The 15,123-nt window shown below is 62.1% G+C and carries 14 protein-coding genes and 1 pseudogene; 4 read left to right on the top strand and 11 right to left on the bottom strand.

Annotated features, from left to right (window positions below):
• Window positions 1–117: 117 nt before the first annotated feature.
• The 11 genes and pseudogenes from urtA to PMI23_RS19130 form a co-directional block, all read right to left on the bottom strand.
• Entirely contained in the window at window positions 118–1,383 is a 1,266-nt protein-coding gene (gene urtA / locus PMI23_RS19180) for an urea ABC transporter substrate-binding protein (protein WP_007914554.1), read from the bottom strand.
• Between the two features lie 255 nt (window positions 1,384–1,638).
• The gene (locus PMI23_RS19175; protein ID WP_007914556.1) at window positions 1,639–3,018 is read right to left on the bottom strand and encodes a PepSY-associated TM helix domain-containing protein; all 1,380 of its coding nucleotides are present in this window, start codon (window positions 3,016–3,018) and stop codon (window positions 1,639–1,641) included.
• 101 nt (window positions 3,019–3,119) lie between these two features.
• Entirely contained in the window at window positions 3,120–5,240 is a 2,121-nt protein-coding gene (locus PMI23_RS19170; protein ID WP_007914558.1) for a TonB-dependent copper receptor, read from the bottom strand.
• A gap of 84 nt (window positions 5,241–5,324) precedes the next feature.
• Window positions 5,325–5,771, bottom strand: coding sequence for a DUF2946 domain-containing protein (locus PMI23_RS19165; RefSeq protein WP_007914560.1), 447 nt, complete (start codon window positions 5,769–5,771; stop codon window positions 5,325–5,327).
• Between the two features lie 21 nt (window positions 5,772–5,792).
• The gene (locus PMI23_RS19160; protein WP_007914562.1) at window positions 5,793–6,272 is read right to left on the bottom strand and encodes a copper chaperone PCu(A)C; all 480 of its coding nucleotides are present in this window, start codon (window positions 6,270–6,272) and stop codon (window positions 5,793–5,795) included.
• 48 nt (window positions 6,273–6,320) lie between these two features.
• Complete coding sequence (locus PMI23_RS19155; protein WP_007914565.1) at window positions 6,321–6,719, bottom strand: DUF2946 domain-containing protein; 399 nt, start codon at window positions 6,717–6,719, stop codon at window positions 6,321–6,323.
• 97 nt (window positions 6,720–6,816) lie between these two features.
• Window positions 6,817–7,107 carry an addiction module antidote protein gene (locus PMI23_RS19150; protein ID WP_007914567.1) on the bottom strand — a complete coding sequence of 97 codons (291 nt, stop codon included), beginning with the start codon at window positions 7,105–7,107 and terminating at the stop codon, window positions 6,817–6,819.
• A gap of 3 nt (window positions 7,108–7,110) precedes the next feature.
• Window positions 7,111–7,382 (bottom strand): annotated as a pseudogene (locus tag PMI23_RS19145) (type II toxin-antitoxin system RelE/ParE family toxin).
• A 159-nt stretch (window positions 7,383–7,541) separates the two neighbouring features.
• On the bottom strand, window positions 7,542–8,270 hold the full coding sequence (locus PMI23_RS19140; protein ID WP_007914568.1) for a cobalt-precorrin-6A reductase: 729 nt from the start codon (window positions 8,268–8,270) through the stop codon (window positions 7,542–7,544).
• Window positions 8,267–9,364, bottom strand: coding sequence for a cobalt-precorrin-5B (C(1))-methyltransferase (locus PMI23_RS19135; protein ID WP_007914569.1), 1,098 nt, complete (start codon window positions 9,362–9,364; stop codon window positions 8,267–8,269). Before PMI23_RS19135 ends, PMI23_RS19140 begins: the two co-directional genes overlap by 4 nt.
• Window positions 9,357–10,568 carry a bifunctional cobalt-precorrin-7 (C(5))-methyltransferase/cobalt-precorrin-6B (C(15))-methyltransferase gene (locus PMI23_RS19130; protein ID WP_007914570.1) on the bottom strand — a complete coding sequence of 404 codons (1,212 nt, stop codon included), beginning with the start codon at window positions 10,566–10,568 and terminating at the stop codon, window positions 9,357–9,359. Before PMI23_RS19130 ends, PMI23_RS19135 begins: the two co-directional genes overlap by 8 nt.
• A 132-nt stretch (window positions 10,569–10,700) precedes the next feature.
• Between PMI23_RS19130 and cobG the strand changes: the two genes are divergently transcribed.
• The 4 genes from cobG to cobJ are packed head-to-tail and all read left to right on the top strand — an operon-like array spanning window position 10,701 to window position 15,046.
• A complete protein-coding gene (cobG, locus tag PMI23_RS19125) occupies window positions 10,701–11,996 on the top strand; it encodes a precorrin-3B synthase (RefSeq protein ID WP_042704986.1) in 1,296 nt (431 codons plus the stop codon).
• A complete protein-coding gene (locus PMI23_RS19120) occupies window positions 11,989–12,615 on the top strand; it encodes a precorrin-8X methylmutase (RefSeq protein WP_007914573.1) in 627 nt (208 codons plus the stop codon). Before cobG ends, PMI23_RS19120 begins: the two co-directional genes overlap by 8 nt.
• Window positions 12,612–13,346, top strand: coding sequence for a precorrin-2 C(20)-methyltransferase (locus PMI23_RS19115; RefSeq protein WP_007914574.1), 735 nt, complete (start codon window positions 12,612–12,614; stop codon window positions 13,344–13,346). The genes PMI23_RS19120 and PMI23_RS19115 overlap by 4 nt, the downstream gene beginning before the upstream one ends.
• A complete protein-coding gene (gene cobJ, locus PMI23_RS19110; RefSeq protein WP_007914575.1) occupies window positions 13,346–15,046 on the top strand; it encodes a precorrin-3B C(17)-methyltransferase in 1,701 nt (566 codons plus the stop codon). The genes PMI23_RS19115 and cobJ overlap by 1 nt, the downstream gene beginning before the upstream one ends.
• Window positions 15,047–15,123 lie beyond the last annotated feature (77 nt).

Raw genomic sequence — 15,123 nt, 5'->3', positions numbered from 1 at the left:
AGCCGAACTCAGGCTTTGAAAGGCATGAAGATCGGCTCCCTTTCCCCCTCTCCCTGAGGGAGAGGGCTGGGGTGAGGGGGGGGGAATCTAAAGCCCGCCTCAAAAACTGAATCCGCCTCAGTTGCTCTTCACCGCATAATCCGGCTTCTTGTCGTTGCCCTGAATGAACGGGCTCCACGGTTGCGCGCGGATCGGCCCTTCGGTCTGCCACACCACGTTGAACTGACCATCAGCCTGAATCTCGCCGATCATCACCGGTTTGTGCAGGTGGTGATTGGTCTTGTCCATGGTCAAGGTGTAGCCCGACGGCGCCGCGAAAGTCTGGCCGGCAAGGGCTTCGCGGACTTTGTCGACGTCAGTGGATTTGGCTTTTTCAACTGCTTGCGCCCACATGTGGATGCCGACGTAAGTAGCCTCCATCGGGTCGTTGGTCACGGCTTTGTCGGCGCCCGGCAGGTTGTGTTTCTTCGCGTAGGCCTTCCAGTCAGCGACGAATTTCTTGTTCTGCGGGTTCTCCACCGACTCGAAGTAGTTCCACGCCGCGAGGTTGCCCACCAGCGGTTTGGTGTCGATGCCGCGCAGTTCTTCTTCGCCGACCGAGAACGCCACAACCGGCACGTCGGTGGCTTTCAGACCCTGGTTGGCCAGCTCTTTATAGAACGGCACGTTGGAGTCGCCGTTGACGGTCGAGATGACCGCAGTCTTGCCACCGGCGGAGAATTTTTTGATGTTGGCGACGATGGTTTGATAGTCGCTGTGGCCGAACGGCGTGTAGACCTCTTCGATGTCTTTGTCGGCGACGCCTTTGGAGTGCAGGAACGAGCGCAGGATCTTGTTGGTGGTGCGTGGGTAGACGTAGTCGGTGCCGAGCAGGAAGTAGCGTTTGGCGCTGCCACCTTCTTCGCTCATCAGATATTCAACCGCCGGGATCGCCTGCTGGTTTGGCGCGGCGCCGGTGTAGAAGACGTTCGGCGACATCTCTTCGCCTTCGTATTGCACCGGATAGAACAGCAGGCCATTGAGCTCTTCGAACACCGGCAATACCGATTTGCGCGACACCGAGGTCCAGCAGCCGAACACCACGGCGACCTTGTCCTGGGTCAGCAACTGCCGGCCCTTTTCGGCGAACAGCGGCCAGTTCGACGCCGGGTCGACCACCACCGGCTCAAGCATCTTGCCGTTCACACCGCCCTTGGCGTTGATCTCGTCGATGGTCATCAGCGCCATGTCTTTGAGCGACGTTTCGGAGATCGCCATGGTGCCGGACAACGAATGCAGAATCCCGACCTTGATGGTCTCGGCGGCCTGGACAGTCCAGGTCATGCCCATCGCGGCAATGGATGCCGTGAGTGTGAAAGCCTTGATCAAACTGCGACGCTTCATTGTGCGATCTCCATGAACGTTTGAAGTTTTTTTGGTTGGCAGATGCGGACGACTGAAGGGTGTTTTGCAAGGGCTGTGCCCGGTCGGGTTTTGGCAAGAAAATGTCGTGTTAGAGCGGTTGACTGCATGGCGCATGCACCACGAAGGAACGTCCATGGCGCGTTGGTGCAGGCCGCCGCGCCAGATTGGGGCGCAAAAAAATCCCGTGCAGGCGACCCTGCACGGGATTGGCGTTGAAGAAGATCGAGTGCGGGTTCAGGAAGAAGTCGAGGCAGACCCGGTTGGTCGGTTCATCCGCGCCAGCAGCAATCGATCCAGCAACCACACCACCACCAGCGAAGCCCCCACCAGCGGAAACACCACCGCCAGCGCCAACATGATCACCACGCCGGTTTTCCACTTCGGCAAATCATGACGCAGCGGCGGCACACCCAATTTGCCTTGCGGCCGACGCTTCCACCAGATCACTACACCGCTGACGGCGCTGAGCAGAATCATCAGGCAGATCAGCAGCACGACGATCTGGTTGAAGGTGCCGAACATTTTGCCTTCGTGAAGCATCACGCCGATTTCCGTGGCGCGGGCGACGCTGCCGTACTGCTCGAAACGCACATCGGCGAGCACTTTGCCGGTGTATTGATCGACGTGCAGGGTCGCATCGTTGCGCGGGTCATCGGCGAACACAGCGATGGTGAACACGCCGGTGGCCGTGGTCGGCAGGGTGATGCTGTAGCCCGGCTCGACTTTGCGCTGGGTGGCGATGTTTTGCACGTCTTGCAGGCTGATGGCGGGTGCTGCGGGGCCAGCGTTGGTGGCGCCGTGGTTCATGTGTTCGGCGTGATCGCCGGACATCGGCATCGGCGTGTTTTCCATCGCCCAAGGCACGGTCTGGCGGGTGGCGCTGTTAAGGGTTCGAGCCTCGACGTCGGAGGTCGGCACGTTGTCCCACATCGCCGCCGGGAACACGTTCCACACCTGCGCGTATTGCTTGCCCCAGAAGCCGGTCCAGGTCATGCCACTGAGCAACATCACCAGCAGCAAGGTCGCGCCCCAGAACCCGGTGACCGCGTGCAGGTCACGCCACAACACGCGACCGCGACTGTTCAACCGCGGCCACAGAATCCCCGCGGCCTGACCGCGCGGCCACCACAGGAACAGGCCGGACACCACCAGCACCACGCCCCAACCGGCGGCCATTTCGATAAGGCGGTCACCGACGGTGCCGATCATCAATTCGCCGTGGATCGCCCGGGCAATGGCCTGCAGGTTTTGCTTGGCATCCTGTTCGCCAAGGATGTCGCCGTGGTACGGATCGACGAAGATGTTGAGTTCCTGGCCGGCGTTTTTCACCACAAACTGTGCGCTGCGTTCGGCGTTCACTGGCGGCAGGTACTGGGTGACCTGGCCTTGCGGATAGGCACTTTTCACTCGTTGCAGCAGGTCATCGGCCGGGACAGTGTGATGCCCTGCGGGGACGTTGAGCAGGCTGCTGTACATCAGCGAATCGAGTTGCGGTTTGAACAGGTAAATGATGCCGGTCAGGGCCAGCATCACCATGAAGGGGGCGACGAAGAGACCGGCGTAAAAATGCCAACGCCAGGCCAGGTTGTAGAAATTCGGTTTGGGCTGTTTCATCACGTGTGCTCCGCTGGGCGAATTTTTCTAGATCAAGAGATCGCAGCCTTCGGCAGCTCCTACAGGGGTACATGCGGGCTGCGATCTTTTGACTTTTCTTGTTAGAAACTCATGTCGACCTTGGTCCAGAGCGTGCGCCCCGGCTCATTGATCGCTTGCGGGTCATTGGCCGGGTAGCCGAACCCGGCGTTGCCCGCCAGGTTCAGGTGTTCGGCGTAAGCTTTGCCGAACAGGTTGTCGACGCCGCTGCTGACCTTCCAGTTCTTGTTGATCCGATAGGCACCGTTGAGTGAGAACACGCCGAAGCCCGAACTCTTGTCGTAATCCTTGCCGACCACGTTGCCCTTGTTCTGGTCGATACGGTTCTGCGCGGCAACCACCCTCCACAGTGCGCCGGCGCTCCAGTTGTCTTCGCTATAGGTCAGACCGAAGCGTGCATCCAGTGGTGGCATTTGCGGCAGGGCCGTGCCGTCGCTGCTGTTCTTGCCCCAGGCGTAGGCCAGGGTCGCATCGGCTTTCCAGTTATCGGTGAGTTTGTACGCGGCACCGAGTTCACCGCCCATGATTCGCGCGTCGATGTTCTCGGCGCGCGAGGTGCTCATGCCCATCATTCCCGGGGAGTAGTCGAAGAGGATGTAATCGCGGACTACACCGATGTAACCCGAGGCCCAGGCTTCGAGGTCGGCGCGCTTGTAGTTCACGCCGAAGTCGAACTGGGTGGTCTTCTCCGGTTTGATCGAATCGAACGCGTTGACCGATCCCGCCGGGCCGGACTTGGGCGAAAACAGCTCCCAGTAATCCGGGAAGCGTTGCGCGTGGCCGAGGCCTGCATAGAGCGTGGTCGGGCTGTCGGCGAGGTCATGCTCGTAACGGACGAAACCGCTCGGCAGGGTATCGGCACGGGTGTCGTCGGCGGTCGGGTTCGGGCGAGTCATCATTCCCGAGCCGGTGGTTTGCCGGTAATCCTTGGCCGAAGCGCGGTCGACGCGGGCGCCAGTGATCAGGCGATCACGGTCGGCGGCGTACCAGGTCATTTCGCTGAACACGCCGTAGTTATGGAAATCGGCGTCCTTGCTGTACGGCTGATCCTTGTAGGTGTCGATGCCCATGCCGCTGCGCTGGCGGTGCTCGTTGGTCTGCGCGTCGAGGCCGGTGATCAACTGAATATCAGCCCAGCGCCAGGTCGCTTTGATCCGCGCGCCGAGGGTGCGGCGGTCGACATTGGACGCCATCGGCCCCGCCATCATGCCGGTGCCGGACGGCGTGCGCAGGGTGTAGTTGTCCATAACGTGGTCGGCGTAGTTGTAGTAGACCTGCGCTTCGAGTTTCTCCAGCACGTCCGTGATATTGGATTTTTCGAAACGCAAACCGAGGCTCTCGCGCAGGAACTGCGAGCCGTCCATGCCGCGTCCGGCGTAGCGCGCTTCACCATCGCCCTTGCCGGCGGTGAGTTCGATCAGGGTGTCGGCGTCCGGGGTCCAGCCGACCGCGATGTCGCCGTTCCACTTGTCGTAGCGCGAGGCGACGATGTCGTTGTTGCCGTCGCGGTAGTCGTCGGAATGCGCGGTGTTGCCGATTACTCGCACGTAGCCCAACGGGCCACCGGCAGCGGCGTCGACAACCTTGTCAAAACGTCCGTGGGAGCCAGCCAGAATGCTTGCGTTCACGCGGGTGCCGAGTTCGCCGAAGCTCTCTGGCTCACGGTCGAACAGCACGGTGCCGGCCGAGGCGCCCGGCCCCCACAGCACAGTTTGCGGGCCTTTGATCACGGTGAGTTTGTCGTAGGTTTCTGGCGAGATATACGAGGTCGGTGCGTCCATCCGGCCCGGGCAGGCACCGAGCATCATGCTGCCGTTGGTGAGAATGTTCAGGCGTGAGCCGAACATGCCGCGCAGCACCGGATCGCCGTTGGTGCCGCCATTGCGTACCAGTGCGAAGCCCGGAATGGTTTTCAGATAATCGCCGCCGTCACTGGCCGGCACTGGTTGGCGTGGATCTTTTGGATTGGTGACGATGGTCAGAGGCGAGCTCGGGGCGATTGCGGTAATCACCGTCGGGCTGAGTTCTTCGTTGTGCGCGGCGTGATCATCGGCCAGCACCAGCGGGGACAGCAGAACGCCGCAAAGGACGGCGGTAGCGTGCCTGAAACGAACCCGCGATTCGTTCAGAGCGAAGGACGCCGGGGCAGAACCCAAGCGTGGAACAGCAGTAAACCTGGACATGACAATTTCCATCAAACAGTCGTAAACGACACGGCCGGCAGCCTGAAGCTGTCTTCTCCACCGTGTGCAATCAAAGGTGCGTGTTTACGTGGCGATGGGTGGGGCGCGGCTGCGGGCGCCGGGGAAGAAGGTCTGCCGGGCGTGGCCCAGGCGTGGGGAGGGTGGGGTGAAGGTGTTCAGCGGCGGGATGTTGAAGGCGACGAAATCACCGCCGCCGGTCAGTGCCGGGCAATTGAACAGCAGGCTGCAATAGCCGCACTTTTCCCACAACACGTGGTGCGAGGATTGCGGTGGGCAGTGTTCGGCGCTGGGCTTTGCATCATGGCCGCTGTGATCCATGCCCGGCATGTCCATCGACATGTCCATGCTCATCGGCATCGATGTCGAGACGTGTTGATCCATCGGCATCGACTGAGAAATCAGTGGGCCGATGAAGATCATCAACATGGCGAACAGGGCGATCCAGCTGCCGCGAGTCAGGTGTTGAGTCTGACGGCGTTGCCGGGAGGGCCTGGCGCTCTGCGGGCGCATGGGCGGAGTCTGCCGGAAGGCTTACTGGGCGTGCGCGTGGGCCTGCGTGGTTTCCGGCGGTTTCTTCTGCACCGAGACGTCGACGGTGACGTCACCGGCCTTCTCGAAATGCATCGTCAGCGGGAAGCGCTTGCCGTCGCTGAGCAGGCTGCGATCGGTCGGGTTGAGCAGCATCACGTGATAGGCCATCGGCGCGAATGTCACGTTGCCGCCGGCCGGAATGGCCACACTCGGCACCTGCTGCATCTTCATCAGATCGCCCTGCATGACGTGTTCGTGCAGTTGCGCTTCCGGGGCGATGGGCGAGTCGACGCTGAGCAGGCGATCGTCCGTCTTGCCGGCGTTGTGAATGATGAAATAGGCAGCAACGGTCGGCGCATTTGGCGGCAACTCTTGCGACCACGGATGGGCGATCTCAAGTTCGCCCACCTTGTATTCGTGGGCATGAGCAAAGCACGCCGGCAACAGCAGCGCAGCGACGACGATGAGTTTGTTCAACATGGCAGTTCTCCAGAACGATTTGAAACGCAGGTCAATTGCGCGAACAAATCAAACCAGAGGGGAGGCGCGGGGATTGAGACTCGGCCATTGCTGGCGCGGCGTGGGTGTTTGCAACGAGGCGGGCGCCACACTGCGATTGCTTTCATAACGGGCGAAGTAAAGCTGCGGCGAATGCCCCGGCAACGCCACCAACGGCGCCGAGCCCGAGCAGCACCAGCAATGCTGCATGTTCGAATGAGTGTCGTTGCTCGGGGCCTTTTGATCGGTGGCGCCGATGTTGATCGCCACCATCTTGGTCCCGCTGCCGGTGCAGAAACTGCTCCAGAGCAACTGTTCGGCCGGTGAATTGGCCGCCTGCGCCATCGCCCCGGTCATCGGCATGGCGAGCATGTTGAACAGCACTGCAAAGCAGGCGATCCAGGCAATTGCTAGCCGGTGTCGGTTCATGGGACAGATCCATTGGGTGGGCGATCAGGCGCGGCTATTTAGCCTGATCAGGGCCGATAAGTAAAAAAGCGTCGTGCGGTTTGGTGTCGCAGCGCGTTCACAGTGTTACGGCATGCAATCGCAAACCCAGAGCCTTCATGACTTTCATGATAGTTGCGAATTCGGGATTGCCAGTGCTACTCAGCGCTTTATAAAGACTTTCGCGGCCCAAACCTGCATCCCGCGCCACTTGTGTCATGCCTTGAGCCCGGGCGATGTCATTGAGCGCTGCACGGATAAGGACGCCGTCGCCTTCATCGTCGTCAAAACAGGCATCCAGATACGCCGCCATGTCCTCGGGAGTTTTGAGGTACTCGGCGGCGTCAAAACGGGCGAATTCTTCGGTCATGATTTACTCCTCATTTCCGATGTTATGAGCCATCTGCACGGCGCGTTTGATATCTCTTTTTTGTGTCGATTTGTCGCCCCCGATCAGCAGTAGATAAATCACTTCGCCTTTGCGTGTGAAGTACATCCTGTAACCGGGGCCGTAATGAACCCGCAATCACCGAAGTTGCCATTTTCGGCTGTTTTAATTCTGGAGATGATTCGGCCTTTCCCTTTGATGTCTTTCAAGGAGTCGAGCCATTCGGAAAATATGCGGGATCGTTCAAAAGCGATCATGTCGGGATCGTATTCCTTGGGATACAAGCTGGCAAGCCGCTTTTCTTGGCTGTCTGCTTGTCGGGATTAAAGGAACCGAAGTATTGGGGTGAGGATGTAGTGAAAAACAGTCGGCTGCGTCCTCAAAAATTGCAGGTAAATTCGCAAATAAATTCGAAGTCAGGAAAAGTCTGACGTCGTCAGGGCTTCAAGGACTTCAGACGCTGATCGAAATTCCCGATCAACTTCTGGCAACCCCGGACGCTTCAACACAATCACCGGCACCCCACGTTCACGCGCCACTTCCAGCTTCGGCTCGGTGGCGGTGCTGCCGCTGTTCTTGCTGATCAACACATCGATCTGCCGCCGCTCGAACAGTGCGCGCTCATCCTCCAGCAGAAATGGCCCGCGCGCGCCGATGACTTCGCAGCGTTGGTTGCCGGGATAGACGTCGAGGGCGCGCAGGGTCCAGAACTGGTCGGCGGGGATTTCATCGAGGTGTTGCAGCGGTTCGCGGCCGAGGGTGAACAGCGGTCGGCGAAACGGCTTGAGGGTCGCGATCAACTCGGCCCAGTCGCTGACTTCGCGCCAGTCATCACCGGGTTGCGGCTGCCATGCCGGACGGCGCAAAGCCCAGCAGGGGATGCCGGTCAGTCGCGCGGCGGTCGCGGCGTTCTGGCTGATCTGTGCGGCATAGGGATGCGTGGCGTCGAGCAACAGATCGATGCCTTCGTCACGAATGAATTGCGCCAGACCTTCAGCGCCCCCGTAGCCACCGACGCGCACCTGACAAGTCAGATCCGTCGGCACCCGGCCAACCCCGGCGAGGCTATAGATATGTTCTGCCCCCAGCGTGCGAGCAATTGCCAGCGCTTCCGTGACGCCGCCGAGCAGCAAAATCCGCTTCATGCAAAACCTCCGGCCTGCCCGACAATCCCGCCCTGACGATCAATCGCAAACACCTCGACCTGCACCTGCGCCGGCACCACGCTGCGGGCAAAATTCAGCGCATGGCGGCAGACTTCATCACCGAGGGCGATCCCCGCCGCACTGGCCATGGCCAATGCTTGCTGACTGGTATTGGCCTCGCGAATGCCTTGCTGCAACGCCGCATCGGCGCCAATCGCCGCCGCCCACTCCGCCAGTTGCGGCAAATCAATACTCGAATGCCGCGAGTGCAGATCCATGTGCCCGGCGGCCAGTTTGCTGATCTTGCCGAAGCCGCCGCACAGGCTGAGTTTATCCACAGGCACTTTGCGCACATGCTTGAGCACTGCACCGACAAAATCGCCCATTTCGATCAGGGCGATTTCCGGCAGGTTGTAGACCCGACGCATGGTGTCTTCGCTGGCGTTGCCGGTGCAGGCGGCGATGTGCAGATACCCGTTGGTCTTGGCGACGTCGATACCCTGATGAATCGAAGCGATGTAAGCCGCACAGGAAAACGGCCGGACGATGCCGCTGGTGCCGAGGATCGATAATCCACCGAGAATGCCCAGCCGTGGATTCATGGTTTTCAGCGCCAGCGCTTCGCCGCCCTCGACATTGACAGTGACGTCGAAGCCGCCGCCGTAGCCGGTCTCGGCGGCGAGCAGGCTCAGGTGATCGCTGATCATCTTGCGCGGCACCGGGTTGATTGCCGGCTCACCAACGCCGAGCACCAGCCCCGGCCGAGTCACGGTGCCCACGCCGGCACCGGCATTGAAGCGAATTCCCGGCTCACTCAGCAGCCGCACCCGCGAGTAGAGCAGCGCACCGTGGGTCACGTCGGGATCGTCACCGGCATCCTTGATCGTCCCGGCCTCGGCGCCGTCGTCGGTCAAACGACAGAACTCCAGGCGCATCTGCACCTGTTTGCCCTTCGGCAACACGATCTGCACTGCATCGGCGGACAGCCCGCCGAGCAGCAAGCGTGCGGCGGCAAGGCTGGTGGCGGTGGCGCAGCTGCCGGTGGTCAGGCCGCTGCGCAGGGGCGCGGGTTGTTCGGCGGTTTCGTCACGCATCGAGGGGTTTGACCAGATCGAGCAGAGTGATTGGCAACGCTTGGCGCCAGGTATCGAACTCGCCGAGCGGTTGCGCCTGGGCGACATGGATGCGCGTCAGCTCGCCACCGTAACGTTCGCGCCAATTCATCAGGGCCACTTCGCTTTGCAGGGTCACCGCGTTGGCGACCAGACGGCCACCGAGTTTGAGCTGTTCCCAGCAGGTTTCGAACACGCCTTCACGGGTCACGCCGCCGCCGATGAAAATCGCGTCCGGGCGCTCCAGTCCGGCCAGCGCCTGCGGTGCCTTGCCGCGAATCAACTGCAGACCGGGCACACCCAGCGCATCGCGGTTGTGTTCGATCAATTGCTGGCGACCTTCGTCGGCTTCAATGGCCAAGACGCGGCAACTCGGGTGCGCGCGCATCCACTCGATGCCGATCGAACCGCTGCCGGCGCCGACATCCCAGAGCAGTTCGCCGGGGGTCGGGGCGAGACGGGCGAGGGTGATGGCGCGTACGTCGCGCTTGGTCAACTGGCCGTCGTGCTGGAATGCCGAATCCGGCAGTCCGGCCAAACGTGACAGGCGCGGGGCGTCGGCGTCGGCCAGACATTCGATAGCGATGACATTGAGGTCGGCCACCGACGTCGCATTCCAGGCATTGGCGGTGCTGTCGATGCGTCGTTCGGCGTCACCGCCAAGGTGCTCAAGCACGCTCAGGCGACTCGAACCAAATCCGCGCTCACGGAGCAATTGCGCAACAGCAGTCGGACTCTGGCCGTCGTTGCTTAGCAACAACAGACGCACGCCACTGAACAGTTGTGCATTGAGTGCCGCCAGTGGTCGCGCCACCAGCGACAGCGTCACCACCTCCTGCAACGGCCAGCCGAGACGAGCAGCAGCCAGTGAACAGGACGACGGCGCTGGCAGGATCAGCATCTCTTCGCTCGGCACCTGGCGGGCGAGGCTGGCACCGACGCCGTAAAACATCGGATCACCACTGGCCAATACGCAGACCGCTTCGCCACGCTGCGCCAGCACCGGCGCGAGGGCAAACGGGCTGGGCCACAATTGCCGTTCGCCGCGAATACACACCGGCAGCAAATCCAGTTGACGCTGGCCACCGACGATCCGCGAGGCGCCCAGTAGGGCACGCCGGGCGTTTTTGCCCAGGCCCTTGAAGCCGTCTTCACCGATTCCCACTACCGTCAGCCAGGGTGACATCTATATTCCTCTAAACACGCCGTTCCGACGGGCAGTCTTTTCATGCCAGCGGACAAAGCAGGCATAATACCGCGCCTTCGCCCGCGAAGCGCCTTTCCCACGCAGCCGGTCAGCCCCTTGAACGAACACCCGATGTCCACCGCCTTACGCCCCTCGGCCTGCCCGGGGTTGCTGCGTATCGTCCAGGCACTGGACGGCGGTATCTGTCGGATCAAACTCAACGGTGGTTCGATCAGCGCCGATCAGGCTAACGCGGTGGCCGACGTTGCCGAACAGTTCGGCGGGGCTATCGAGGCGACCAACCGCGCCAATCTGCAAATCCGTGGGATCGGCCAGCAATCTGCGGCACTGATCGAAGGCTTGCTTGCCGCCGGTCTTGGTCCGCGCACGGCGGCCGCTGACGATGTGCGCAACCTGATGCTCAGCCCTGCGGCCGGGATTGATCGGCAGATGCATTTCGACACTCGAGGCCTCGCCGGGCAGATCCTCGACACCTTGCAAAGCCATCCACGGTTCCACGAGCTGAGCGCCAAGTTCGCCGTGCAACTCGATGGCGGTGAAGCACTGGCGATGCTCGAACATCCCCATGATCTGTGGTTGTCAGCGTTCGAGTGTGACGGTGAAACCTTGTTGGCGTTCGGTCTGGCCGGATGCCCGACGGATCGCGCGGTCGGCGCAGTGGCGCTGGAACACGGCCATGCACTGGTGGTTGCGGTGCTGGAATTGTTTCTTGAGTTGGCGCGGCCCGAGCAGACGCGCATGCGCCATTTGCTCGACGAGTTGCCGCTCTCGGCGTTTATCGGGCAACTGAGCACGCGCTTGCCGATCAAGCCGATCAGCCATTGGCAGCGCGCGGCCGTGGCGGACGATCTGCACATCGGCGCTCATCCGCAAAATACCTCGGGGCGGGTGTACATCGGTGCAGTGCCGGCGCTGGGCCGTCTTGATCCGGTGATGCTGCGCGGGGCGGCGCAACTGGCCCGCCAGTTCGGCAATGGCAGCCTGCGCTTCACCCCTTGGCAAAGCCTGCTGCTGCCCGACGTCAACGCAGGTGATGCGGTCCAAGTGCTGGAAGGTTTTCAGCGACTGAGCCTGCTGACCCGCGCTGGCGAACCGCTTGCACGGCTGATCGCCTGCACCGGTTCCAATGGCTGCGGCAAAGGCCTGGCCGACACCAAGCAGGACGCCCGCCTTCTGGCGACGTTGCTGCCTGCTGCCCTCAACATCCACCTCAGTGGTTGCCCGCGCTCGTGCGCCGCCGCCCACTGTGCCCCGGTGACGTTGCTGGCCGTCAATCCCGGTCATTACGACCTCTATTTTCGCGATGCGACGCTGCCGGGTTTCGGCGCGCTGCACGCACGCAACCTTACTATTGAAGCGGTCGCGACCCTGCTCGCCACCCGCTCTCGGAGCCCCCTTGATGCTTGATTACATCCGCGACGGTCAGGAGATTTATCGCAACTCCTTCGCGATCATTCGCAGCGAGGCCAATCTGGCGCGCATCCCGGCCGATCTGGAAAAACTCGCGGTGCGGGTGATCCACGCCTGCGGCATGGTCGAAGCCGTCGACGGCCTGCAATTCTCCGAAGGTGCGGGTAAGGCCGGGCGCGATGCGCTGGCCGCCGGTGCGCCGATCCTCTGCGATGCGCGGATGGTCTCCGAAGGCGTGACCCGTGCACGCCTGCCGGCCAATAACGAAGTGATCTGCACCTTGCGCGACGAGAGCGTGCCGGAGCTGGCTCGCGAGTTGGGCAATACCCGCTCCGCCGCCGCGCTGGAACTCTGGCGTCCGCACCTGGAAGGCAGCGTAGTGGTGATCGGCAACGCACCGACCGCACTCTTCTATCTGTTGGAGATGCTCGACGCCGGGGCACCGAAACCGGCATTGATTCTTGGTTTCCCGGTCGGCTTCGTCGGCGCTGCCGAATCGAAAGCCGCCCTGGCCGCCGACAGCCGTGGCGTGCCGTTCGTAATCATGCAAGGCCGTCTCGGTGGCAGCGCCATGGCCGCCGCCGCCGTCAATGCCCTCGCCACGGAGATCGAATGATGCAGGCCAAAGGACGTTTGATTGGTCTGGGCGTCGGCCCGGGTGATCCGGAACTGATTACTGTCAAAGCCCTGCGCCTGCTGCGCGAATCGCCGGTGGTGGCGTACTTCGTTGCCAAGGGCAAAAAGGGCAACGCGTTCGGCATCATCGAAGCGCACCTGCAAGACGCACAGAATCTGCTGCCGCTGGTGTACCCGGTGACCACCGAAGTGCTGCCGGCTCCGCTCTCGTATGAACAGGTCATCAGCGATTTCTACGATGAGGCTGCCGAAACCATCGCGGCACATCTGGATGCCGGTCGCGATGTCGCGGTGATCTGTGAAGGTGATCCGTTCTTCTACGGCTCCTACATGTACCTGCACGATCGCCTCGCCAGCCGTTACGAAGCGCAAGTGGTGCCGGGCGTGTGCTCGATGCTCGGCGGCGCTTCGGTGCTGGGCGCGCCGCTGGTGTATCGCAATCAGAGCCTGTCGGTGCTTTCCGGCGTGTTGCCCCATGAAGAGCTGAAGCGACGTCTGGCCGATGCCGACGCGGCGGTGATCATGAAGCTGGGGCGCAACTTCCCCAAGGTGCGTCAGGTGCTGGAAGAACTCGGCTTGGCCGAGCGTGCGCTGTACGTCGAGCGCGCAACCATGGCCAATCAGAAGATCGTGCCGATGGATCAGGTCGAGCCGATGTCGTCGCCGTACTTCTCGCTGATCATCGTGCCGGGCGAACGGTGGCAAGGCTGATGACTCAATCTACGCCAGCCATCGTCATTCTCGGTCAGGGCAGCCTGGCCACCGCACGGCGCATTCAGCAGGTCTATCCGGCGGCGCAGATCCACGGCCTCGCCGGGCGCGTCGAAGGCGCCGATTGCACCTATCAGGAATTCGGCGCGACCCTGCGCGCGCTGTATCAGCAGGACACGCCGATCATTGCCCTGTGCGCGGCCGGCATCGTCATCCGCACGCTGGCGCCGCTGTTGCTGGAGAAGGGCGCCGAACCTGCCGTGCTCGCCGTGGCCGAAGACGGCAGCGCCGTGGTGCCGCTGTTGGGCGGCCTCGGCGGGGTGAATGTCATGGCGCGGGACATCGCTGCCGGGCTGCAAGTCGCTGCGGCGATCACCACCAGCGGCGAGTTGCGTTTTGGTACGTGCCTGCTCAATCCCCCGAGTGGTTACGCGCTGGGCGATCTGGAACTGGGCAAGCGTTTTGTCTCTGATCTGTTGGCCGGCCACAGCGTGCGCATCGAAGGCGCGGCGCCGTGGCTGGATCAGGCGCAACTGCCGGAAGATCCGCAGGCACAGCGCTCGATTCATGTCGGCAGTGCCGAGCGTGAAGCAAGTGCCAATGAGTTACTGATCTATCCACGCAGTGTGGCGGTGGCGGTGAGCGCGGAAACTGCGGACCTGCCGTGTGCCGTTCGCAGCGCATTGCAGCAGGCGCAAATCGCCGTGCAGTCGCTGGCCTGTCTGTTGGCCAGCGAGACGCAAATGGCTTCGCCACTTTTGCGTGAAGCGGCGCTTGAATTGGGTGTACCGCTGCGCTTTGTCGCGGCGCAAAGCGACATCGAATCGCAGGCACGTGTCGCAGTGCCTGAGGCAACCGTCATTGCCGGCCACGGCATGGCAATCGCGGTCGCCGAACAGCCGTTGGATGTTTCCAGCATTGGCCGGCCACGCGGCCGTCTCGCCGTGATCGGCCTCGGCCCCGGCGCTGCCGAACTGATGGTGCCAGCGGTGAAAGCCGAACTGGCGCGCGCCACCGATGTGCTTGGTTACGAAACCTACGTACGCATGGCCGGGCCGTTTCGCGACGATCAAGTGCAGCACTGCACCGATAACCGCGAAGAAATGCAACGCGCCCGTCACGCGTTCAGACTGGCCGCCGAGGGGCGTTCGGTGATCGTTGTGTCCTCGGGCGACCCGGGTGTGTTCGCCATGGCTGCGGCAGTGCTCGAAGCGTTGCACGAATCGGCTGATCCGGCGTGGCACAGCGTCGATCTGGAAATCCTTCCGGGCGTTTCCGCTTCGCTGGCCACCGCCGCGCAAGCCGGAGCGCCGCTGGGCCATGACTTCTGCGTGATGTCGCTGTCGGACAACCTCAAGCCGTGGTCGATCATCGAAAAGCGTCTGGATCTGGCTGCTGAAGCGGATCTGGCCTTGGCGTTCTACAACCCGATCTCCCGTGCACGTCCGTGGCAATTGGGCCGGGCGCTGGAGATTGTCGCGCAGCATCGCTCAGCTGAAACCCCCGTGGTGTTGGGCCGCGACATCGGCCGTCCGGGACAGACCCTGCGCACCACGACACTTGGCGCATTAACTCCCGAGCAGGTGGACATGCGCACCATGGTGCTGATTGGTTCTTCGACCACCTGCACGTTTGCGCGTGCCAGCGGTGGTGATTGGGTTTACACGCCGCGCTGGTACGGCGAAAAGCCGCTTTCCTGAGTGCCGAGCCGAGGCAAGTTGTAAATAAGTTGCCTCGGTGTGACATCAAGTCGAAATTCATTCCCGGACGATTAATT

The organism is Pseudomonas sp. GM24 (genome assembly GCF_000282235.1).
GTDB lineage: Bacteria > Pseudomonadota > Gammaproteobacteria > Pseudomonadales > Pseudomonadaceae > Aquipseudomonas.
The sequence above is the reverse complement of the archived record's forward strand: the minus strand, read 5'-3'. Positions and strand labels throughout refer to the sequence as shown.